At 75.9% G+C, this 22,140-nt stretch carries 17 protein-coding genes; 14 read left to right on the top strand and 3 right to left on the bottom strand.

Annotated elements, in window-relative coordinates:
* Positions 1 to 62 precede the first annotated feature (62 nt).
* The 5 genes from thpR to FKM96_RS01535 all read left to right on the top strand — a co-directional run bounded on the left by thpR (position 63) and on the right by FKM96_RS01535 (position 10,183).
* A complete protein-coding gene (thpR, locus tag FKM96_RS01555) occupies positions 63 to 701 on the top strand; it encodes an RNA 2',3'-cyclic phosphodiesterase (RefSeq protein WP_147793759.1) in 639 nt (212 codons plus the stop codon).
* A 335-nt stretch (positions 702 to 1,036) separates the two neighbouring features.
* The gene (gene pheS, locus FKM96_RS01550; protein ID WP_147793758.1) at positions 1,037 to 2,101 is read left to right on the top strand and encodes a phenylalanine--tRNA ligase subunit alpha; all 1,065 of its coding nucleotides are present in this window, start codon (positions 1,037 to 1,039) and stop codon (positions 2,099 to 2,101) included.
* Positions 2,101 to 4,683 (top strand): phenylalanine--tRNA ligase subunit beta, encoded by a 2,583-nt coding sequence (pheT, locus tag FKM96_RS01545; RefSeq protein WP_147793757.1) that lies wholly within the window; start codon positions 2,101 to 2,103, stop codon positions 4,681 to 4,683. Before pheS ends, pheT begins: the two co-directional genes overlap by 1 nt.
* Before the next feature lie 636 nt (positions 4,684 to 5,319).
* Positions 5,320 to 9,330: an ExeM/NucH family extracellular endonuclease gene (locus FKM96_RS01540; RefSeq protein WP_246855129.1), complete on the top strand. Its 4,011-nt coding sequence runs from the start codon at positions 5,320 to 5,322 to the stop codon at positions 9,328 to 9,330.
* Between the two features lie 88 nt (positions 9,331 to 9,418).
* Entirely contained in the window at positions 9,419 to 10,183 is a 765-nt protein-coding gene (locus tag FKM96_RS01535; protein WP_147793755.1) for a helix-turn-helix transcriptional regulator, read from the top strand.
* A gap of 94 nt (positions 10,184 to 10,277) precedes the next feature.
* On the opposite strand, the gene FKM96_RS01530 is transcribed toward FKM96_RS01535, so the two are convergent.
* The 3 genes from FKM96_RS01530 to FKM96_RS01520 all read right to left on the bottom strand — a co-directional run bounded on the left by FKM96_RS01530 (position 10,278) and on the right by FKM96_RS01520 (position 12,474).
* Positions 10,278 to 10,670 carry a VOC family protein gene (locus tag FKM96_RS01530; protein WP_147793754.1) on the bottom strand — a complete coding sequence of 131 codons (393 nt, stop codon included), beginning with the start codon at positions 10,668 to 10,670 and terminating at the stop codon, positions 10,278 to 10,280.
* A gap of 92 nt (positions 10,671 to 10,762) precedes the next feature.
* A complete protein-coding gene (locus FKM96_RS01525; RefSeq protein ID WP_210417346.1) occupies positions 10,763 to 11,494 on the bottom strand; it encodes a DsbA family oxidoreductase in 732 nt (243 codons plus the stop codon).
* Positions 11,491 to 12,474 (bottom strand): quinone oxidoreductase, encoded by a 984-nt coding sequence (locus tag FKM96_RS01520; RefSeq protein ID WP_147793753.1) that lies wholly within the window; start codon positions 12,472 to 12,474, stop codon positions 11,491 to 11,493. The genes FKM96_RS01525 and FKM96_RS01520 overlap by 4 nt, the downstream gene beginning before the upstream one ends.
* 231 nt (positions 12,475 to 12,705) lie before the next feature.
* On the opposite strand from FKM96_RS01520, the gene argC reads away from it, so the two are divergent.
* The 9 genes from argC to FKM96_RS01475 are packed head-to-tail and all read left to right on the top strand — an operon-like array spanning position 12,706 to position 22,071.
* A complete protein-coding gene (gene argC / locus FKM96_RS01515) occupies positions 12,706 to 13,776 on the top strand; it encodes an N-acetyl-gamma-glutamyl-phosphate reductase (protein ID WP_246855313.1) in 1,071 nt (356 codons plus the stop codon).
* Entirely contained in the window at positions 13,773 to 14,957 is a 1,185-nt protein-coding gene (gene argJ / locus FKM96_RS01510; protein WP_246855128.1) for a bifunctional glutamate N-acetyltransferase/amino-acid acetyltransferase ArgJ, read from the top strand. Before argC ends, argJ begins: the two co-directional genes overlap by 4 nt.
* The gene (argB, locus tag FKM96_RS01505) at positions 14,954 to 15,958 is read left to right on the top strand and encodes an acetylglutamate kinase (protein ID WP_147793751.1); all 1,005 of its coding nucleotides are present in this window, start codon (positions 14,954 to 14,956) and stop codon (positions 15,956 to 15,958) included. Before argJ ends, argB begins: the two co-directional genes overlap by 4 nt.
* Positions 15,959 to 17,245 (top strand): acetylornithine transaminase, encoded by a 1,287-nt coding sequence (locus FKM96_RS01500; protein WP_246855127.1) that lies wholly within the window; start codon positions 15,959 to 15,961, stop codon positions 17,243 to 17,245.
* The gene (gene argF / locus FKM96_RS01495) at positions 17,242 to 18,174 is read left to right on the top strand and encodes an ornithine carbamoyltransferase (protein ID WP_147793750.1); all 933 of its coding nucleotides are present in this window, start codon (positions 17,242 to 17,244) and stop codon (positions 18,172 to 18,174) included. The genes FKM96_RS01500 and argF overlap by 4 nt, the downstream gene beginning before the upstream one ends.
* Positions 18,171 to 18,722: an arginine repressor gene (locus tag FKM96_RS01490; protein WP_147793749.1), complete on the top strand. Its 552-nt coding sequence runs from the start codon at positions 18,171 to 18,173 to the stop codon at positions 18,720 to 18,722. Before argF ends, FKM96_RS01490 begins: the two co-directional genes overlap by 4 nt.
* A gap of 56 nt (positions 18,723 to 18,778) precedes the next feature.
* Positions 18,779 to 20,020, top strand: a complete 1,242-nt coding sequence (locus FKM96_RS01485; protein ID WP_147793748.1) for an argininosuccinate synthase — start codon at positions 18,779 to 18,781, stop codon at positions 20,018 to 20,020.
* A complete protein-coding gene (gene argH, locus FKM96_RS01480) occupies positions 20,013 to 21,428 on the top strand; it encodes an argininosuccinate lyase (RefSeq protein WP_147793747.1) in 1,416 nt (471 codons plus the stop codon). Before FKM96_RS01485 ends, argH begins: the two co-directional genes overlap by 8 nt.
* A 40-nt stretch (positions 21,429 to 21,468) precedes the next feature.
* Positions 21,469 to 22,071 carry a uridine kinase gene (locus FKM96_RS01475; protein WP_246855126.1) on the top strand — a complete coding sequence of 201 codons (603 nt, stop codon included), beginning with the start codon at positions 21,469 to 21,471 and terminating at the stop codon, positions 22,069 to 22,071.
* Positions 22,072 to 22,140: the final 69 nt, after the last annotated feature.

Below are 22,140 nucleotides of genomic sequence, written 5' to 3'. Positions count from 1 at the left end.
CCGGCCGATCGGCCCACCTACCCGCCCACCCACCCGGCCCCGCCGCACGGCATGCTGGACCGATGCGCGTCTTCGCCGCCCTCTGGCCCACCCCCGAGGTGCGCCGGCACCTGGCCGCCTCGCTCGTCACCGCCGTCGGCGTCGACGCGGAGACCGCCCCTGGCCGGTCGCCCGACGGCGTGCGCTGGACGCCCGCCGAGAACTGGCACGTGACGCTGGCGTTCTACGGCGAGGTCGGCGAGGGGCGCGCGGAGCTGCTCGCGGAGCACCTCGCCGGGGTGGCGGCGGACGGGCTGCCGTTCGACCTGGAGCTCACCGGCGCCGGCGTGTTCGCGCACCGCACCCTCTGGGCCGGCGTGGGCGGGGACGTTGCGGCGGTGCAGGGCCTGGTCGCCGGCTGCCGGGAGGCGGGCGACGCGGTCGGCGCGCGCCAGGACGACCGCGTCCGGTCCCGCCCGCACGTCACGCTCGGCCGGGTGGCCCCGCCGCGCGGCGGGACCCGGCGCCGGGACCGCGCGTCGCGGGCCCCGGACCCGGGCGACCTCCTGGTGCACGCGCTCGCCGTCTACCGCGGGCCGCGGTGGCCGGTGACGGAGCTGGTCCTGGCGGAGTCGCTCCCCGGGGAGGGCCGCGCCGGCGGGCCGCTGTACCGGCCGCTCGGCGCCTGGCCCCTGGGCGGGACCGCGCGCCCGGCGTCCTGAGCCGCGACCGCCGCGCGCCCCCGAGCGCCGCGCCCCCGAGCGCCCCGCCCCGCCGGCGTCCCAGCGCCCCGGAAACCGCCCCGCAGCGCCCCGGCCCCTGTGGCACGATGGCGGGCATGACCTCCGCCCGCAGCCTCGGCCGCCGATTTCCCGGGCCCGTTCCCGGGCCGCGGCGCTGAGAGGCGCGGCACCAGGTCCCGTCCGGCGCCACGGCGCGGACGGTCCCGAGGCCCCGGAGCGGGCGCCACTAGACTCGCCCGTCGGCCGGCCCGTCGCGCGCGCCCCGCGCGCCTGACGCACGCCGACCCGCCGCTCCACCCGCAGAGAAGGCTCGGATGACCACGCCCGACACACCCCTGAACCCCCTGGACGCCGACGCCGTCGGCCGCGCCCTCGACGACGCCCTGGCGGCCGTCGCGGCGGCCGGCGACCTCGACGCCCTCAAGTCCGCGCGGCTCGCGCACACCGGCGAGCGCAGCCCGCTGGCGCTTGCGAACCGCGCGATCGGCGGCCTGGCCCCGGCGGACAAGGCCGTCGCCGGCAAGGCGCTCGGCCAGGCCCGCGGCCGGCTGAACGCCGCGATCGCGGCCCGCGAGGAGGTGCTCGCCGCGGAGCGCGACGCGCGCGTCCTCGTCGAGGAGGCCGTCGACGTCACGCTCCCGTCCGACCGCACCCCGCGCGGAGCCCGGCACCCGCTGGAGCTGCTCCAGGAGCGCATCGCCGACGTGTTCGTCGCGATGGGCTGGGAGATCGCGGAGGGCCCCGAGGTCGAGGCCGAGTGGTTCAACTTCGACGCCCTGAACTTCGGCCCGGACCACCCCGCGCGCCAGATGCAGGACACGTTCTACGTCGCGGCGCCCGAGGGTGAGCCGGACCCGCACCTGGTGCTGCGCACGCACACCTCGCCGGTGCAGGCCCGCAGCCTGCTGGAGCGGGGCGTGCCGCTGTACGTCGCGTGCCCGGGCCGGGTGTTCCGCACCGACGAGCTCGACGCGACGCACACCCCGGTGTTCCACCAGGTCGAGGGCATCGCGGTCGACAAGGGCCTGACGATGGCGCACCTCAAGGGCACGCTGGACCACTTCGCCAAGGCGATGTTCGGCCCGGACGCCCGCACCCGCCTGCGGCCGTCGTTCTTCCCGTTCACCGAGCCCTCCGCCGAGATGGACCTGTGGTTCCCGCAGAAGAAGGGCGGGCCCGGCTGGATCGAGTGGGGCGGGTGCGGGATGGTCAACCCCAACGTGCTGCGCGCGGCGGGCGTCGACCCCGAGGTGTACTCCGGCTTCGCGTTCGGGATGGGCATCGAGCGCACGCTCATGCTGCGTCACGAGATCGCGGACATGCACGACATGGTGGAGGGCGACGTCCGCTTCTCCACCCAGTTCCGGGCGGTGATCTGATGCCTCGCATCCCCCTGACGTGGCTCGCCGAGCACGTCGAGCTCCCCGAGGGCCTGTCGGCCGAGCAGCTGGCGGCGGACCTGGTCCGCGTCGGGCTCGAGGAGGAGGCCGTGCACCCGGCCGCCGTGTCCGGCCCGCTCGTGGTCGGCCGCGTCGTCGAGCGGGTGCCCGAGCCGCAGAAGAACGGCAAGACCATCAACTGGTGCCAGGTCGACGTGGGCGACCACAACGGCACGGCCGAGGACGGCACGCGCACCCCGCGCGGCATCGTGTGCGGGGCGCACAACTTCGACGTGGGCGACCACGTCGTCGTCGCGCTGCCCGGGACCGTGCTGCCCGGCCCGTTCGCGATCGCCAGCCGCAAGACCTACGGCCACGTGTCGGACGGCATGATCTGCTCGTCCCGGGAGCTCGGCCTCGGCGACGACCACGACGGCATCATCGTGCTGTCGGAGATGGGCATCGAGGCCGCCCCCGGGACCGACGCCCGCGCCCTGCTGGGGCTCGGCGAGGAGGTCCTGGAGATCAACGTGACGCCGGACCGCGGGTACTGCTTCGCGATGCGCGGCGTCGCCCGCGAGTACGCGCACTCGACCGGGGCGGCGTTCACCGACCGCGGCCTGCCCCGCGCCGGCGCGGACGAGGGCCTGGCCACCACGGGCGGCTTCGGCGTCGAGCTCCGCGACGAGGCGCCGATCCACGGCGTCGCCGGCGCGGACCGGTTCGTCGCGCGCGTCGTCCGGGGCGTCGCGGCCAGCAAGCCGTCGCCGACCTGGATGCAGCAGCGCCTGACCCAGGCCGGCATGCGGCCGATCTCGCTCGCCGTCGACGTCACGAACTACGTGATGCTCGACCTCGGGCAGCCGCTGCACGCCTACGACCTGGCGACGCTGGACGGCCCGATCGTCGTCCGGCGCGCCCGGGCGGGGGAGCGGCTCACGACGCTCGACGGCGCGGACCGGGCCCTCGACCCCGAGGACCTGCTCATCACCGACGGCCCCGACGCCGGCCGCGTGCTCGGGCTCGCGGGCGTCATGGGCGGCGCGGAGACCGAGGTGTCCGAGTCGACCACGGACCTGCTGATCGAGGCCGCGCACTTCGACCCGGTCTCGATCGCCCGCACCGCCCGGCGGCACAAGCTGCCGAGCGAGGCGAGCAAGCGGTTCGAGCGCGGCGTCGACCCGCAGCTGCCCCGCGTGGCCGCGGCCCGCGTGGTCGAGCTGCTGGTCGAGCACGGCGGCGGCACGGCCGACCCGGTGCTGACCGACGTCGACCTCACCACCCCGCCGCCGGTGCTGAACCTGCCCGTCGGGCTGCCGGCGCGGCTCATCGGCCTGGACCTCGACGTCGCCGCCGTCTCGCGCTACCTGCGGGAGATCGGCTGCACCGTCGGCGAGGTCGTCGGGGCGGGCGCCGACGCGGTCGTCTCCGTGACCGTGCCGACGTGGCGCCCGGACCTGACCGAGCCCGTCGACCTGGTCGAGGAGGTCGCGCGGCTGCACGGCTACGACGCGATCCCGTCGGTCGTCCCGCGCTCGCCGGTGGGCCTCGGGCTGACCGTCGCGCAGCGGCGCCGGCGCCGGGTGGCGCAGGTGCTCGCGGACGCGGGCTGGGTCGAGACGCTGTCGTACCCGTTCGTCGGGACGGCGCAGCTCGACGCGCTCGCGCTGCCCGCCGACGACGAGCGGCGCACGATGGTCCGGCTGGCGAACCCGCTGTCGGAGGAGCGACCGTCGATGCGCGCGTCGCTGCTGGTGACGCTCCTCGACACGGCACGCCGGAACGTGGCCCGCGGGACGACCGACCTCGCGGTGTTCGAGGTCGGCGCGGTCACGCTGCCCCGCCCGGGCGCGGCGTCGGCCCCGGTGCCGCCGATCGCGCAGCGGCCGTCGGACGACGTGCTCGACGCCGTCCGCGCGGCGGTGCCGCACCAGCCGCGGCACGTCGCCGGCGTGCTCACCGGCCTGCGGGAGCCCGCGGGCTGGTGGGGGCCCGGCCGCGCCGCCGACCACACCGACGCGATCGACGCCGTGCGGCTGCTCGCCGAGACCCTGGGCGTCGAGCTCGCGGTCGCGGCGGACGCCGAGCGGGCGCCGTGGCACCCGGGGCGCTGCGCGCGGTTCACCACCGCGGACGGCGCCCTGGTCGGCCACGCCGGCGAGCTGCACCCGAACGTGGTCGCGGCCCTCGGGCTGCCGGCGCGGGCGAGCGCGTTCGAGGTCGACCTCGACGTGCTGCTCGCCGCCGCCCCGCGCGAGGAGGTCGTCGCCCACGAGGTGTCGACGTTCCCGGTCGCCAAGGAGGACGTGGCCCTGGTGGTCCCGGCCGACGTGCCGGTGGCCGACGTGCTCGACGCGGTCCGCACCGGTGCCGCGGCCAGCGCGGCGGGCGACGTGCTGGAGAGCGCCCGGCTGTTCGACGTGTACACGGGCGAGCAGGTGGGCGAGGGCCAGCGGTCGCTCGCGTTCGCCCTGCGCCTGCGCGCGGCGGACCGCACGCTCACGGCGGACGAGACCGCGGCCGTGCGCGCCGCGGTCGTCGCGGAGGCCGAGCGCCGCTTCGGCGCCACCCTCCGCGCGTAGCCCGCACCGCTGACGGCCCCGTGCCGCGCCCCTCCGAGGGCGTGGCGCGGGGCCGTCGCCGTCCCGGCGCGCTGACGTCCCCGGTTTGGCTCCGTCCGGTGAGGTCGTCACATCCGCGTGAGGTCGGCGGAAACGAGTGACGACCTCGCGCGCTCGTGACGACCTCACCGGCCGCAAGCCCGCCCAACCCCGCCGCCCGACCTCGCCGCCCGACCCCGCCGCCCGACCCCGCCGCCTCGCCGCCCGCGCCGCCCGCGCCGCCGACCGCGCGCTTCCGCCCCGTCCGGAGCAGTCCCGGTGATCGGGCGTTCACCCGATCGCAACCTTCGTGTCCCCCCCGACGTGCTTGTGTATCCGGACATACCGCCCATACGTTGTCAGACGGCTGTGTGACGACTGTGATGCGGCCTGCTGACGAGGGCGCCGGAAGCGCCCCGGGGGATCGGAGAACATCGGTGAGCGCTGTACGCACACGCACCAGGTGGGCGGCGAGCCTCGCCGCCGTGGGGGCGATGGTCGGGGTACCCCTGACCGCGGTCCCCGCGGCTGCGGGAGGACACCCACACCATCGCGGAGGTCCAGGGCCCGGGCGACACGTCGCCGCTCGCGGGCCAGACGGTCACGACGTCCGGCGTCGTGACCGCGGTCTACGCGACCGGCGGCTACCGCGGCTACGTCATCCAGACGCCGGGCACGGGCGGGGACACCGACGTCTCGGCCCGCACCGCCTCGGACGCGGTCTTCGTGTTCTCGGGCGCCACGGCGGGCTCGGTCGCGATCGGCGACCACGTCCAGGTCACGGGCGCCGTGTCGGAGTACCAGGGCCTGACGGAGATCACGGTCGGCAGCGCCGCCGGCCTGGTCCAGCTCGGCGACGCGCCGGCCCCGGTCGAGCCGGTGACGGCCGCCTGGCCGGCCGACGACGCCGCCCGCGAGACCCTCGAGTCGATGCTCTACCTGCCGTCGGGCGACCTGACGGTGACCAACACCTACTCGACCAACCAGTACGGCGAGGTCGGCCTGGCGTCCGGGACGACGCCGCTGATCCAGCCGACCGAGGTCGCGCGCCCGGGCACCCCGGAGTACGACGCGGCCGTCGCGGACAACGCCGCCCGCGGGGTCGTGCTCGACGACGGTGCCAGCACCAACTTCCTGTCGGCCGCGAACTCCGGCCTGACCCCGCCGTACGTGTCGCTGGCGAACCCGGTGCGCGTCGGCGCGGCGGCCACGTTCACCGACCCGGTGGTCGTCGACTACCGGAACAGCGCGTGGAAGCTCAGCCCGACCCTGCCGCTCGACACGGCGAACCCGGGCGGCTACCCGGCCACGTTCGAGAACGACCGCACCGCGGCGCCCGAGGGCGTCGGCGAGGCCGACGTGACCGTCGCGTCGTTCAACGTGCTCAACTACTTCACCACCCTCGGCGCGGACACCGCGTCCTGCGTGCCGTACACCGACCGCGCGGGCACCCCGGTGACCGTCCGCGAGGGCTGCGCGCAGCGCGGGGCGTGGAACCCGGCCGACCTGCAGCGCCAGCAGGACAAGATCGTCGCCGCGATCAACGCGCTCGACGCGGACGTCGTCGGCCTCATGGAGATCGAGAACTCCGCGGCCGTCGACGGCGTCGCCGACGAGGCGCTGTCCACGCTGACCGCCGCGCTCAACGCGGCCGCGGGCGAGGGCACCTGGGCGTTCGTCCCGTCCTCGAAGGAGCTGCCGGACGCGTCCGGGCAGGACTCGATCACCAACGCGCTGATCTACCGCCCGGCCGCCGTCGAGACCGTGGGCGACGCCCGCGCGCTCGGCACGCAGTCCGGCGACGACCAGGCGTTCGGCAACGCGCGCGAGCCGATCGGCCAGGCCTTCGTGCCGACCGAGGGCGGCGAGCAGCTGTTCGTCGTCGTGAACCACCTCAAGTCGAAGGGCTCCGCCGGCCCGTGGCCGGGCGACGCCGACACCGGCGACGGCCAGGGCGCGTCCAACGAGTCCCGGGTCCGCCAGGCCGAGGCGCTGCGCGACTGGGTGCCGACGGTGCAGGGCGACGCCGAGGCGGTCGCGCTGCTCGGCGACTTCAACTCCTACACCCAGGAGGACCCGCTGCAGGTGCTGTACGCCGCGGGCTACACCGACGCGACGACGGCGCTCGACGCGGGAGAGTACTCCTACTCCTACCAGGGCCTGTCCGGCTCGCTGGACCACGTCCTGCTGAACGACGCGGCCCTGGGCCGGGCGACCGGCGCCGACGTCTGGAACATCAACGCGGGCGAGTCGGTGGCGCTGGAGTACAGCCGCTACAACGCGCACGGCAGCCTGTTCTACGCGCCGGACGCGTACCGGTCCTCGGACCACGACCCGGTGCTGGTCGGCCTGACCGCCGGCGACACCGGCACGACCCCGGACGGGCCGGTCGACCTCACGCTGCTCAACATCAACGACTTCCACGGCCGGATCGACGCCAACACCGTCGCCTTCGCCGGGACCGTCGAGCAGCAGCGCGCGGCGGCCGAGGCCGACGGCGGCGCGGCGGTCTTCCTGTCCGCCGGCGACAACATCGGCGCGTCCCTGTTCGCCTCCGCGGTGGCCGAGGACCAGCCGACGATCGACGTGCTCGACGCGCTCGACCTGGCGGCATCCGCGGTCGGCAACCACGAGTTCGACCGCGGCTACGCCGACCTGGTCGACCGCGTGATCGCCGACAGCTCCAACGCCGCGTGGCCGTACCTCGGCGCGAACGTGTACGACAAGGGCACCGAGAACCCGGCGCTCGACGAGTACACGGTCATCGACGTGGAGGGCGTGCGGGTCGGCGTCATCGGCGTCGTCACCCAGGAGACGCCGACCCTCGTCACGCCGGGCGGGATCGCCGACCTGGACTTCGGCGACCCGGTCGAGGCGGTCAACCGCGTCGCCGCGCAGCTGTCCGACGGCGACGACACCAACGGCGAGGCCGACGTGATCGTGGCCGAGTACCACGAGGGCGCCGGCGCGGGGACGCCGGACGGCGCGACGCTGGAGGAGGAGATCGCCGCGGGCGGCGCCTTCTCGGACATCGCCACGCTGACCTCGGGCGACGTGGATGTCATCTTCACGGGCCACACCCACAAGCAGTACGCCTGGTACGGGCCCGCTGAGCCCGAGGCCTCCGGCGAGTGGACCCGCCCGATCGTCCAGACCGGCTCGTACGGCGAGAACATCGGCAAGGTCACGCTGACGTACGACCCGGCCTCCGACGCGGTCTCCGCGCTCACCGGTGAGAACGTCAAGCGCGTCGCGCCGGCGGCGGGCCAGACCCAGGCCCAGCTCGACGCGGCCCTGGTGGCGCAGTACCCGCGCGTCGCCGAGGTCAAGACGATCGTCGACGCCGCGCTGGCCGAGGCGGCTGTGGTCGGCAACCAGCCCAAGGGCTCGGTGACCGCGGACATCACGACCGCCTACGCGGGCGGCTCGTACGCGAACGGGGTCTACACGGGCGGCACCCGCGACGACCGGTCCAAGGAGTCGACGCTGGGCAACCTGGTCGCCGACTCGCTGCTGGAGACGCTGTCCTCCGACGAGCGGGGCGGCGCGCAGATCGGCGTCGTGAACCCCGGCGGCCTGCGGGCGGAGCTGCTGTACGCGCCCGACGGCACCATCACCTACGCCGAGGCCAACGCGGTCCTGCCGTTCGTGAACAACCTCTGGACCACGACGCTGACGGGCGAGCAGGTCGTCACGATGCTCGAGCAGCAGTGGCAGACCAACGCGGACGGCACGATCCCGAGCCGCCCGTACCTGCAGCTCGGCCTGTCGGACAACGTCACGTACACCTACGACGAGTCGCAGCCCCTGGGGAGCCGGATCACCTCGGTGACGGTCGACGGCGAGGCGATCGACCCGGCGGCGGAGTACCGCATCGGGACGTTCTCCTTCCTGGCCCAGGGCGGCGACAACTTCCGGGTGTTCGCCGAGGGCTCCGGCACCACCGACTCGGGTCTGATCGACCGGGACGCGTGGATCGCCTACCTCGAGGCGCACCCGGGCCTGTCGCCCGAGTTCGACGAGCGGGCGGTCGGCGTGCCGGCGCTGCCCGACGAGGTCACCGCGGGCACCGAGCTGGCCTTCCCGGTCACGGGCCTCAACCTGACCAGCCTGGGCTCGCCGCTGAACACGGCGCTCGACGTGCAGCTCGACGGCGCCTCGATCGGCTCGGCGACGGTGACCGACGGCGCGGCGCAGGTCGCGGTGACGGTCCCGGCGGGGACGACGGCCGGCGAGCACGTGCTCACCCTGGTCGCCGCCCCGAGCGGCACCGTCGTGACGCTGCCCGTCACGGTGGCGGCCGCGCAGGAGCCGGAGCCGCAGCTCAAGGAGTCCTCGGTCACGCTGTCGGCGAGCCGCAGCAGCCAGTCCTACGGGACCTGGCTGCCGACGCTGCTGGTCTCGCAGGTCCGGGTCGAGGGCACCTGGTTCCCGTCCGGCACGGTCGAGTTCCGGGAGGGCGACCGCGTGATCGGCCGCTCGCCGGTGGTGCTCGGCCTCGCGCTCGGCTCCGTGCCGCGCACCGCCTCGGTGGGCGCCCACGAGTACACCGCGGTGTTCGTGCCCTCGCGGCCCGACGTGGTCGCCGGGAGCACCAGCGCGCCGGTGAAGGTCACCGTCAAGAAGTGACCTGAGCCCCGCACGACGCGGGCCCCCGACCGCCGGAGAGATCCGGTGGGCGGGGGCCCACGTCGTTCCCGGGTGGGATGCTGCGGGGGTGTACGCCGAGCGCCCGTCGACCCGAGTCCCGGGGGCGGTGCTGTGGTCGGTGACGGCGAGCGGCGCGGGCGGGTCGGGCGCACCCGCGGTGTCGACCCCACCGGGGGAGTCCACCCAGGACCCCGCCCAGGACGTGCTCCCCGACGGCTGCATGGACCTCGTCTGGTCCGCCGGGCGGCTGCTCGTCGCCGGCCCGGACACCCGGGCGCACCCGTCCGACCCGATGCCCGCGGGCGCCGCTGCGCTCGGGATCCGGCTGCCGCCCGGCGCGGCACCCGTCCTGCTCGGGGTCCCGGCGGACGCCCTGCGCGACGCGCGCCCGGAGCTCGCGGACGTGTGGGGCGCCCGGGCGGCGCGACCGTGGGCGGACGCGGTGGCGGAGGGCGGTTCCGCGGCCCTCGAGCACCGGGTGGCGGCGCTGCTGGCGGAGCGCGGTGGCCGGCCGCGGGAGGCCGCGGTGGTCACCGGGCTGGCCGCCCGCGCCTCGTCGGCCGCCGACATCGCCGACCGGCTCGGCGTCACCCCGCGCACCCTGCACCGCCGGTCACTCGCGGCGTTCGGCTACGGACCGCGGACGCTCGGACGCGTGCTGCGGCTGCAGCGGGTGCTGCCGCTGCTGGACGCGGGCGTCCCGCTGGCGGAGATCGCGCAGCGGGCGGGCTACGCGGACCAGCCGCACCTGTCCCGCGAGGTGCGCGCGCTGACGGGCCGGTCGCCCGCGGCGCTCGCGGCCGGGCGCGCCGGGGCCGCGGCCTCCGCCTGACCCACGGTCTCCGGCCCCGCCCCCGCCGATCGGCGTGGGCCGCGCCGGAGACCGTGGGCCGCGCGCCCGGGCCGGGCCCGAGGGCGCGCCCGGGTCAGGCCGCGTCGGCGAACAGGTCGACCGCCGTGCCGTCCGGGTCGTGCAGCACCGCGTACCGCTGACCCCAGACCGCGTCCCACGGCGCGAGGTGCCCGGTGAACCCGGCATCGACCATGCGCGCGTACGTGGCGTCCACCTCGGCGGCGTCCGCGCACCGGAAGGCCAGCGCCGCCCGGTGACCGCCCGACGGCGGCGCCCAGCCCGGGTCGAACGACCGGACCACGTCCACGGTGTCCCAGGCGAGCCGGAGCCCGCCGGGCAGGGTGACCTCCACGTGCGGCTCGGCGTCGGCCGCGGCCGGCAGGTCGAGCCCGAGGGCGCGGTAGAAGGCGAGGGTGCGGGGCAGGTCGCTCGCGACCAGCCCGATCATGTCCAGCTGCGGTGTCATGCGACGACCGTAGGCGCCGCGGCGGGCGCGGGTCGTGGACGTTTCGGACACCCGGTCCGGTCCGCCGACCCGCGCCGCTCGCGCGTCGGGCCTCAGCAGCCGTCCGGCCCGCACGCCTCCGCGTCGGCCGCGCCCGCGATCGTCGGGATCGCCAGCGGCGGGTTCGCGTCGGCCCACGCCTGGGACAGCAGCTGCGCGAACACCTCGACCGGGTGCGCGCCGGACAGCCCGAGCCGGCGGTCGGCGACGAAGAACGGCACCCCCTGGATGCCCAGGGCGGCGGCCTCGGCCTCGTCGGCGCGCACGGCGCCCGCCCCGGCGTCCGTCGCCAGCGCGGTGCGCACGGCGTCGCCGTCCAGCCCGGCCTCGGCCGCGATCTCCACCAGCACGTCGAGGTCGTCCACGACCCGCCCGTGCTCGAAGTGCGCGCTCATCAGCCGCTCGACGACCTCGGCCGCGGCGGGATCGCCGCCCAGCGAGGCGGCGACGTGCACCAGCCGGTGCGCGTCGAAGGTGTCGGCGGGCACCACGGTGTCGAAGTCGTACGCCAGGCCGACCGAGGCGGCGACGGCGGTCACCTGGTCGAACATCTGCCGCACCTGGTCGACCGGCATGCCCTTGCGCTCGGACAGCATCTGCGCCTCGGTGAGCCCCGGGTGGGCCGTCGACGGCTCGGCGTCCGGCTGCAGCTCGAACGAGCGCCACGTCACGTGGACGTGGTCGCGGTGCTCGAAGTCGGCGAGCGCGGCGGCGAACCGGCGCTTGCCGATGTAGCACCAGGGGCAGGCGATGTCGGACCAGATCTCGACGTGCAGGTCTCTCATGCGGTCAGGAGCACCTTTCCGGTGGTGGCCCGGCCCTCGAGCGCGCGGTGCGCCTCGGCGGCCTCGGCCAGGGGGTAGGTCGCGCCGACCCGGACGTCGAGGGTGCCGGCGGCGACGGCCGCGAACAGCTCGTCGGCCCGCCGGGTCAGCTCGTCCCGGGTGGCGGTGTAGTGGCCCAGGGTGGGCCGGGTGAGGAACAGGGACCCGGCGGCGTTGAGCCGCTGCGGGTCGAACGGCGGCACCGGGCCCGAGGAGGCGCCGAACAGCGCCAGCCCGCCCCGGGGCCGCAGCGAGGCGAGCGAGGCCTCGAAGGTCGTGGCGCCGACGCCGTCGAACACCGTGTGCACGCCGCGGCCGCCGGTCAGGTCGCGCACGAGCGCGGGCAGCTCCGCCGTCAGGTCGTCGAGCTCGGAGTACCGGACGACCTCGGACGCCCCCGCGCCGCGGGACAGCGCCTCCTTCTCGGCGGTGCCGACCGTGGTGATGACCCGCGCGCCGCGCGCGACGGCGAGCTGGGTGAGCAGCAGCCCGACGCCGCCGGCCCCGGCGTGCACCAGCACGTCCTGGCCCTCGAGCACGGGGAAGGTCGACGTGACGAGGTAGTGCGCGGTGAGGCCCTGCAGGGGGAGGGCGGCCGCGACCTCGTCGGCGACGCCGTCCGGCACCCGCAGCGCGACGGCCTCCGGCACGACGACGAGCTCCGCGTAGGAGGAGGGCGCCGACGCCCACGCCACCAGGTCCCCGACGGCGAAGTCGCGCACCTCGCGACCCACGGCCTCGACGACGCCCGCGCCCTCGGACCCGGGCACGTGCGGGAACGGCATCGCGTACACGCCGCTGCGCCGGTAGGTGTCGATGAAGTTCACGCCCGCGGCGCTGAGCCGCACCAGGAGGTCGCGCGGGCCCGGCAGCGGGTCGGGGATCTCGTCGGGCTCGAGGACGTCGGGTCCACCCGGCTCGGTGGCGAGGATCGCGTGCATACGAGCAGCAACGACCGGCCCGGCCCGGGCATTCCGGCCGTGTCAGGGTCCGGGCGGGCGCGGGGTCCGCGCGCTCGCGCCCCGGTCCCCGCCCGATTCTCGCGTGACCACCCGCTTCATCGGGTGGCGGCGCGAGAATCGGGTGGGGACCACGGGCCGGCCCACCCGCGCCGGCCCCCGCGCCACGCCGCGGACGCCCCGATGAATCACTGTGCACTCGGGTGTATGGTCATGCACATGTCCTTCTCCGTCGCCGTCGCGGGCGCCTCCGGGTACGCCGGCGGCGAGACCCTGCGGCTCCTGCTCGGCCACCCCGAGGCCGAGATCGGCGCGCTCACCGCCCACTCCAACGCCGGCACCCGGCTCGGCGCGCACCAGCCGCACCTGCGCGCCCTCGCGGACCGCGTGCTGACCCCGACCTCGGTCGACGAGCTCACCGGCCACGACGTCGTGGTGCTGGCGCTGCCGCACGGCGCCTCCGGCGAGATCGCCGCGGCGCTCGCGGACCGCGGCGACGGCGCGCTGGTCGTGGACCTCGGCGCGGACCACCGGCTGACGGACCCCGAGGCGTGGCGCCGGTTCTACGGCACCGAGCACGCGGGCACCTGGCCCTACGGCATGCCGGAGCTGCTGCACGCGGGGGAGACCGCGGCCACGGCCCAGCGCGCGGCGCTCGCGGACGCCCGCCGCATCGCCGTCCCCGGCTGCAACGTCACCGCCGTGACCCTGGCCCTCCAGCCGGGCGTCGCGGCGGGCGTCGTCGACCCGGCCGACGTGGTCGCGGTCCTGGCCGTCGGGTACTCCGGCGCGGGGAAGTCGCTCAAGACCCACCTGCTCGCGGCGGAGGCGCTCGGCTCCGCGCAGCCGTACGCCGTCGGGGGCACCCACCGGCACATCCCGGAGATCCAGCAGAACCTCGGCGTCGCCGGGGCCGCGGCGGTCGGGCTGTCGTTCACCCCGGTGCTGGTCCCGATGTCCCGCGGCATCCTCGCCACGGTCACCGCCCCGCTCGCGCCCGGCGCCGACGCCGGGTCGGTCCGCGCCGCCTGGGAGACCGCCTACGCCGCCGAGCCGTTCGTCGAGCTGCTGCCCGAGGGGGAGTGGCCGACGACGGGCGTCACCACCGGCGCGAACACCGCGCTCGTCCAGGTGACCGTCGACGAGGCGGCCGGCAAGGTCGTCGCGCTCTGCGCGCTGGACAACCTGGTCAAGGGCACCGCGGGCGCCGCGGTGCAGTCGCTGAACCTCGCGCTCGACCTGCCCGAGCGCACCGGCCTCACCACCGAGGGAGTCGCCCCGTGACCGCCGCCATCGAGACCGCGGGCGTGACCGCGCCGGCCGGCTTCCGCGCCGCCGGGGTCACCGCCGGCCTCAAGCCGTCCGGGAAGCCGGACGTCGCCCTCGTCGTCAACGACGGCCCGCTGCAGGTCGCCGCAGGCGTGTTCACCTCCAACCGCGTCGTCGCGGCGCCGGTCGTCTGGTCCCGGCAGGCGGTGGCCGACGGCGTCGCCACCGCGGTCGTGCTGAACTCCGGCGGCGCCAACGCGTGCACCGGCCCCGAGGGCTTCCTCGACACCCACCGCACCGCCGAGCACGTCGCGGAGGTGCTCGGCACGTCCGCCGGGGACGTCCTGGTGTGCTCGACCGGCCTGATCGGCGAGCGGCTGCCGATGGACCTGCTGCTCCCCGGCGCCGACGCCGCAGCCGCGGCCCTCAGCGCCGGAGGCGGCCCCGACGCCGCCACCGCCATCATGACCACCGACACCGTGAGCAAGACCGCCGCGGTCGCCGGCGACGGCTGGACGGTCGGCGGCATGGCCAAGGGCGCGGGCATGCTGGCGCCGGGCCTCGCGACGATGCTGGTCGTGCTCACCACCGACGCCGTCGTCACCGCCGAGCAGGCCGACGCCGCGCTGCGCGCCGCCACCCGGACCACGTTCGACCGGGTCGACTCCGACGGCTGCATGTCGACCAACGACACCGTGCTGCTCCTCGCCTCCGGCGCGAGCGGCGTGACCCCGGACCCCGAGGCGTTCGCCGCCGCTGTGGCCGCGGCCTCCGCCGACCTGGCGCGGCAACTGGTCGCCGACGCCGAGGGCGCCTCGCACGACATCGCGGTCACGGTCGCCGGTGCGACCTCCGAGGAGGCGGCCGTCGCCGTCGCCCGCGCGGTCACCCGGTCCAACCTGTTCAAGGCCGCCGTGTTCGGCAACGACCCGAACTGGGGCCGCGTGCTCGCGGCCGTCGGCACGGTGCCGGAGGACGTCGCCCCCTACGACGCCGCCCTGCTGGACGTCTCGATCAACGGCGTCCAGGTGTGCCGCGCCGGCGGGGTCGGCGAGCCGCGCGACCTGGTCGACCTGGCCGCCGCCCGCGAGGTCCGCGTCGACGTCGACCTGCACGCCGGCGACGCCACCGCCACCATCTGGACCAACGACCTCACGCACGACTACGTCCACGAGAACAGCGCGTACTCCACATGAGCCTCGACGCCCCGCCCCCGCACGACGACGCGTTCGACACGCGGACCGACCTGCGCCCCGACCAGAAGGCCGAGGTGCTGATCCAGGCGCTGCCCTGGCTGCAGCGGTTCGCCGGCGCGCTCGTCGTGGTCAAGTACGGCGGCAACGCGATGGTCGACGAGGACCTCAAGCGCGCGTTCGCCGAGGACATGGTGTTCCTGCGCCAGGTCGGCCTGCGCCCGGTCGTCGTGCACGGCGGCGGCCCGCAGATCAACGCGATGCTCGACCGGCTCGGCATCGAGTCGGAGTTCCGCGGCGGCCTGCGCGTCACCACGCCCGAGGCGATGGACGTCGTCCGCATGGTGCTGACCGGCCAGGTGTCCCGCGAGCTCGTCGGCCTGCTGAACGCGCACGGCCCGTACGCGGTCGGCCTGTCCGGCGAGGACGGCGGCCTGCTGCAGGCCCGGCGGCGCACCGCCACGGTCGACGGCCAGCAGGTGGACGTGGGCCAGGTCGGCGACGTCGTCGAGGTGAACCCGGGCGCCGTGCACGACCTGCTCGACGCCGGGCGGATCCCCGTCGTCTCGACGGTCGCGCCCGACATCGACGACCCGACGCAGGTGCTCAACGTCAACGCGGACACCGCGGCGGCGGCGCTGGCGGTGGCGCTCGGCGCGCGCAAGCTCATCGTCCTCACCGACGTCGAGGGCCTGTACACGTCCTGGCCCGACCGGTCCTCGCTCGCGCGGCGGATCCGGGCCGGCGCGCTCGCCGACCTGCTGCCGTCCCTCGACGCCGGCATGCGCCCCAAGATGGAGGCCTGCTGGCGGGCGGTCACGGGCGGCGTCGGGCGCGCGCACGTCATCGACGGCCGCCAGGCGCACTCGATCCTGGTCGAGGTCTTCACGTCCGACGGCATCGGCACGATGGTGCTGCCCGACGACGAGCCCAGCCCCTCGCCCTTCACGTCCCCGATCCCGCGGGTCGCACCGACCGTCCCCCACGTCCCCGAGGTGAGCTGAGTGACCGAGCAGCACCTGGAGCCGCAGGACCCCGCCGCGCTGGCCGGGGCCGACTCCGTGGCCCACTGGACCGAGCGCTACGGCCACGCGCTCATGGACACGTTCGGCGCCCCGCAGCGCGTGCTGGTCCGCGGCGAGGGCCCGTACGTGTGGGACGCCGACGGGTTCCGCTACCTCGACCTGCTCGGCGGCATCGCGGTGAACTCGCTCGGCCACGCGCACCCGACGCTGACCGCGGCGATCTCCGCGCAGCTCGGCACGCTGGGCCACATCTCGAACTTCTTCGCGAGCCCGACGCAGATCGCGCTGGCCGAGCGGCTGCTCGCCGTCGCCGACGCGCCCGAGGGCTCCCGGGTGTTCCTCACGAACTCCGGCACCGAGGCCAACGAGGCGGCGTTCAAGATGGCCCGTCGGAACAGCGAGGGCCCCGGCGGCGTCCGGCGCACCCGGGTCCTGGCGCTCGAGGGTGCGTTCCACGGCCGGTCGATGGGCGCGCTCGCGCTCACCTCCAAGGCCGCGTACCGCGAGCCGTTCGAGCCGCTGCCCGGCGGGGTCGAGTTCCTGCCGTTCGGCGACACCGCCGCGCTGGAGGCCGCGTTCGCGGACGGCGGGGGCGACACGGTGGCCGCGGTGTTCCTCGAGCCGATCCAGGGCGAGGCCGGCGTGCTGCCGCTGCCGCCCGGCTACCTGGCCCGCGCCCGCGAGCTCACCGAGGCGCACGGCGCCCTGCTCATCCTCGACGAGGTGCAGACCGGCATGGGCCGCACCGGCACCTGGCTCGCGCACCAGCACCCGCACCTCGGCGGCGGCACCCGCCCCGACGTCGTCACGCTGGCCAAGGGCCTCGGCGGCGGCTTCCCGGTCGGGGCGGTCGTCGCGTACGGCGAGCGGGCGGCGACGCTGCTCGGCCGCGGCCAGCACGGCACGACGTTCGGCGGCAACCCGGTCGCCTCGGCCGCGGCGCTGGCGACCATCGGCGTGATCGAGCGCGACGGGCTGCTGGCGCACGTGACGGACCTGGGCGCCTGGTGGCGGTCGGAGATCGCCGCGCTCGGGCACCCGCTGGTCGCCGAGGTGCGCGGCGAGGGCCTGCTGATCGCGGTGCAGCTCAGCGCGCCGGTCGCGGCCGAGGTCGCGTCCCGCGCCCTGGCCGCCGGGTTCATCGTCAACCCGTGCACCCCGCAGACCATCCGGCTCGCGCCGCCGTACGTGCTCACCCGCGAGCAGGCCGCGACGTTCACCGAGTTCCTCGCGGCGCTGCCGCAGGACCTGGGGGCGGCGTCGTGAGGCACTTCCTGCGCGACGACGACCTGTCGCCCGCCGAGCAGGCCGAGGTCCTGGAGCTCGGGCTGGCGCTCCGGGCGGACCGGTTCGCCCGCCGCCCGCTCGACGGCCCGCGCGCCGTCGCGATCATCTTCGACAAGCCGACGCTGCGCACCCAGGTGTCGTTCACCACCGGCGTCGCCGAGCTCGGCGGGTACCCGCTGCTGGTCGACGGCAACCTGGCCCGGATCGGTGTCCGGGAGTCGATCGCCGACACCGCGCGGGTGCTCGGCCCGCAGGTCGCGGCGGTCGTCTGGCGCACGCACGCGCAGACCCGGATCGAGGAGATGGCCGCGTACGCGGGCGTCCCGGTCGTGAACGCGCTGACCGACGACTTCCACCCGTGCCAGATCCTCGCGGACCTGCTGACGATCGCCCAGCACCGCGGCGGCGTCGCGGCGCTGCGCGGGCGCACGCTCGCCTACACCGGCGACGGCTCGAACAACATGGCGCAGTCGTACCTGCTGGGCGGCGCGACCGCCGGGATGCACGTGCGGATCGCGACGCCGGCGGCGTACCTGCCGGCGGCCGAGGTGGTGTCGGCGGCGGCCGCGATCGCCGCGGGGACGGGCGGCTCCGTCGAGGTGACCGACGACCTCGCCGCGGCCGTCACCGGCGCGGACGCCGTCGCCACCGACACGTGGGTGTCGATGGGTCAGGAGGCCGAGGCCGCCGAGCGCGAGCGGCCGTTCGTGCCGTACCGGCTCGACGCCGCGACGCTCGCCCTCGCGGTCCCGGACGCGCTCGTCCTGCACTGCCTCCCCGCGTACCGGGGCAAGGAGATCACCGCCGAGGTGCTCGACGGCCCGCAGTCGGTGGTCTGGGACGAGGCGGAGAACCGGCTGCACGCGCAGAAGGCGCTGCTGGCCTGGCTGCTGGAGCGTGCCGCGTGACGGCGTCCGCCCGGGCCGACGAGCCCGCCGCCACCACCGGCCGGGTGCCGTCGACCAAGGCCGCGCGGCACGCCCTGATCCGCGACGTGCTGTCCCGGCAGTCGGTGCACTCGCAGTCCGAGCTCGCCGACCTGCTGGCGCACCAGGGCGTCACCGTCACCCAGGCCACGCTGTCCCGGGACCTCGTCGAGCTGCGCGCGGTGAAGATCCGCACGCCCACGGGGTCGCTCGCGTACGCGGTGCCGGGGGAGGGCGGCGACCGGTCGCCGGCCCCCGTGGTCGACGCCGAGGCGCTGGCCGCCCGGCTCGCGCGGCTGTGCTCCGAGCTGCTCGTCACCGCCGAGGCGTCCGGCAGCCTCGTCGTCCTGCGGACCCCGCCCGGGGCCGCCCAGTTCCTCGCCTCCGCGATCGACCACTCGGTGCTCCCGGGCGTGCTCGGCACCATCGCGGGGGACGACACCGTCCTCGTCATCGCCCGCGAGGGCGCCGACGGTCCCGAGGGCACCGCGCTCGCCGCGCGGTTCCTCGAGCTGGCGACGACCGGCTGACCCGCCGGTCCGCCCCCTCCCGCTCCGCACCACTCACGACACCGAAAGAGAAGAACATGACTGAGCGCGTCGTCCTCGCCTACTCGGGCGGCCTGGACACCTCCGTGGGCATCGGCTGGATCGCCGAGGCGACCGGCGCCGAGGTGATCGCCGTGGCGGTCGACGTCGGCCAGGGCGGCGAGGACCTCGAGGTCATCCGCCAGCGCGCCCTCGACTGCGGCGCCGTCGAGGCGTACGTCGCCGACGCCCGCGACGAGTTCGCCGCCGAGTACTGCATGCCCGCGCTGCGCGCGAACGGCATGTACCTCGACCGGTACCCGCTGGTCTCCGCGCTGTCGCGCCCGGTCATCGTCAAGCACCTGGTGCGCGCGGCCCGCCAGTTCGGCGCCACCACCGTCGCGCACGGCTGCACCGGCAAGGGCAACGACCAGGTGCGGTTCGAGGTCGGCATCACCTCGCTGGCCCCCGACCTCAAGTGCCTCGCGCCGGTGCGCGACCTGGCGCTGACCCGCGACAAGGCGATCGAGTTCGCCGAGCGGAAGAAGCTGCCGATCGCGACCACCAAGCACAACCCGTTCTCGATCGACCAGAACGTGTGGGGCCGCGCCGTCGAGACCGGCTTCCTCGAGGACATCTGGAACGAGCCGACCAAGGACGTCTACACCTACACCGACGACCCGACGTTCCCGCCGGTCGCCGACGAGGTCGTCATCACGTTCGCCCAGGGCGTCCCGGTGGCGCTCGACGGCGTGCCGGTCACCCCGCTGCAGGCCATCCAGGAGATGAACCGCCGCGCGGGCGCCCAGGGCGTCGGCCGGATCGACATCGTCGAGGACCGCCTCGTGGGCATCAAGTCCCGCGAGGTCTACGAGGCGCCCGGCGCCATCGCGCTGATCGCCGCGCACCAGGAGCTCGAGAACGTCACCGTCGAGCGCGAGCAGGCCCGGTTCAAGCGGCAGGTCGAGCAGCGCTGGACCGAGCTGGTCTACGACGGCCAGTGGTTCTCCCCGCTGAAGAAGTCGCTCGACACCTTCATCGACGACACCCAGCGCTACGTCTCCGGCGAGGTGCGCATGGTGCTGCACGGCGGCCGCGCGACGGTCACCGGCCGCCGCTCCGAGACCTCGCTGTACGACTTCAACCTGGCGACCTACGACTCGGGCGACACGTTCGACCAGTCGGCGGCGCGCGGGTTCATCGAGATCTACGGCCTGTCGTCCAAGCTCGCCGCCGCGCGCGACGTGAAGTTCGGCAACGCGGAGGACCTCGGCACGCAGGGCGGGATCGACGGTGCCTGAGCAGGCCGGCGCGCTGTGGGGCGGCCGGTTCGCCGGCGGCCCCGCCGACGCCCTGGCCGCCCTGTCGAAGTCGACGCACTTCGACTGGCGGCTGGCGCCGCAGGACATCGCCGGTTCGCAGGCGCACGCGCGGGTGCTGCACGCGGCGGGGCTGCTGGACGACGCGGCGCTGGCCGGGATGCTCGACGCGCTCGACCGCCTCGCGGCCGACGTGGCGTCCGGGGCGTTCGTCGCCGCCGAGTCCGACGAGGACGTGCACGGCGCCCTGGAGCGCGGGCTGATCGAGCGCGCCGGGGCCGACCTCGGCGGGCGGCTGCGCGCCGGGCGGTCGCGGAACGACCAGATCGCGACGCTGGTGCGGATGTACCTGCGGGACGCGGCGCGGGACATCGTCGGGCTGACCCTCGACGTCGTCGACGCGCTGGTCGCACAGGCCGAGGCAGCGGGCGACGCGATCATGCCCGGGCGGACGCACCTGCAGCACGCGCAGCCGGTCCTCCTCGCGCACCACCTGCTGGCGCACGCGTGGCCGCTGCTGCGCGACGTCGAGCGGTACGCCGACTGGGACCGCCGCGCGGCGGTGTCCCCGTACGGCTCGGGCGCGCTGGCCGGGTCCTCGCTGGGCCTGGACCCGGCGGCCGTGGCGGCCGACCTCGGCTTCGACGGGCCGGTGGAGAACTCGATCGACGGCACCGCCTCGCGCGACGTCGTCGCCGAGTTCGCCTGGGTGTCGGCGATGCTCGGGGTCGACCTGTCCCGGCTGGCCGAGGAGGTCATCCTCTGGTCGACGGTCGAGTTCGGGTTCGTCCGGCTGGACGACGCCTACTCGACCGGGTCGAGCATCATGCCGCAGAAGAAGAACCCCGACGTCGCCGAGCTCGCGCGCGGCAAGGCCGGGCGGCTGGTCGGCGACCTCACGGGGCTGCTGACCACGCTCAAGGGGCTGCCGCTCGCGTACAACCGCGACCTGCAGGAGGACAAGGAGCCGGTGTTCGACCAGGTCGACACCCTCACCGTCCTGCTGCCGGCGTTCGCGGGCATGGTCGCGACGCTGCGGTTCGACACCGAGCGGATGGCGTCGCTCGCGCCGCAGGGCTTCTCGCTCGCCACCGACATCGCCGAGTGGCTGGTCCGCGAGGGCGTGCCGTTCCGGGTGGCGCACGAGGTCGCGGGCGCGTGCGTCCGGGCCTGCGAGCAGCACGAGCCGGCGGTGGAGCTGTGGGAGCTGACCGACGACGAGCTCGCCGCGATCCACCCGGCGCTCACCCCCGAGGTGCGGTCGGTCCTGAGCGTCGAGGGGTCGGTCGCGTCGCGCTCGGCGCACGGCGGGACGGCGCCGGTGCGGGTCGCGGAGCAGCTGGACCGGGCACGCGCGCGGGCCGCCGAGCTGCGGGCGTCGGTGGCGTGAGGCGGCGCGGCGGCGCCGCGGGGTCTGGCACGATCGCCGCGTGGACCTGACGCGCGCGCAGCAGGGGCACGAGGACGCCGCGGGCGTGCTCGTGCCCCTGCTGCTGTCGCGGCCACCGCGGCTGGGCCCCGTGCGGGCGGTCGCGGTCGACGGGCCCGCCGGCTCCGGGAAGACCACGCTGGCCGGGGGGATCGCACGCCGGTGCACCGAGGCCGGGGTGCGCGCGCACGTGGTGCACATGGACGACCTGTACGCCGGCTGGTCCGGGCTCGAGGGCGACCTGTGGCCGCGGCTCGCCGCCCAGGTGCTCGAGCCGCTGCGCCGCGGGCTGCCCGGGCGGTTCCAGCGGTACGACTGGCACGCCGGGCGGTTCGACGGCTGGGTCGACGTGCCGGTGCCCGACGTGCTGGTGCTGGAGGGCTGCGGCTCGGGCAGGCTCGCGGGGGCCCCCGATCTGTCGTTGCTCGTGTGGGTCGAGGCCGACGACGCCACCCGGCTGGCGCGCGGGCTGGAGCGGGACGGGGCGGACGCGCTGCCGCACTGGCGGACGTGGATGCGGGACGAGGCGGCGCACTACGCCCGCGAGGGCACGCGCGGACGCGCCGACGTGCGGGTCGACGCATGGGGCAGGATGGCCCGGTGAGCCAGGCGGTCGAGGGGAGCGGGGCGGGCGACGCGCGCGCCGTCCCGCCCGCGGCGACGGCCGGCGACC

This window comes from Cellulomonas sp. Y8 (assembly GCF_008033115.1).
Classification (GTDB): Bacteria; Actinomycetota; Actinomycetes; order Actinomycetales; family Cellulomonadaceae; genus Cellulomonas.
The sequence above is the reverse complement of the archived record's forward strand: the minus strand, read 5'-3'. Positions and strand labels throughout refer to the sequence as shown.

Bases quoted from the DNA above. Each gene is read 5' to 3' on its own strand.
- FKM96_RS01525 (WP_210417346.1), bottom strand. From the start codon at position 11,494: ATGAGAGACCTGCACGTCGAGATCTGGTCCGACATCGCCTGCCCCTGG.
- FKM96_RS01530 (WP_147793754.1), bottom strand. From the start codon at position 10,670: ATGACACCGCAGCTGGACATGATCGGGCTGGTCGCGAGCGACCTGCCC.
- FKM96_RS01485 (WP_147793748.1), top strand. From the start codon at position 18,779: ATGACTGAGCGCGTCGTCCTCGCCTACTCGGGCGGCCTGGACACCTCC.
- pheS (WP_147793758.1), top strand. From the start codon at position 1,037: ATGACCACGCCCGACACACCCCTGAACCCCCTGGACGCCGACGCCGTC.
- FKM96_RS01520 (WP_147793753.1), bottom strand. From the start codon at position 12,474: ATGCACGCGATCCTCGCCACCGAGCCGGGTGGACCCGACGTCCTCGAG.
- argB (WP_147793751.1), top strand. From the start codon at position 14,954: ATGAGCCTCGACGCCCCGCCCCCGCACGACGACGCGTTCGACACGCGG.
- pheT (WP_147793757.1), top strand. From the start codon at position 2,101: ATGCCTCGCATCCCCCTGACGTGGCTCGCCGAGCACGTCGAGCTCCCC.
- argC (WP_246855313.1), top strand. From the start codon at position 12,706: ATGCACATGTCCTTCTCCGTCGCCGTCGCGGGCGCCTCCGGGTACGCC.
- thpR (WP_147793759.1), top strand. From the start codon at position 63: ATGCGCGTCTTCGCCGCCCTCTGGCCCACCCCCGAGGTGCGCCGGCAC.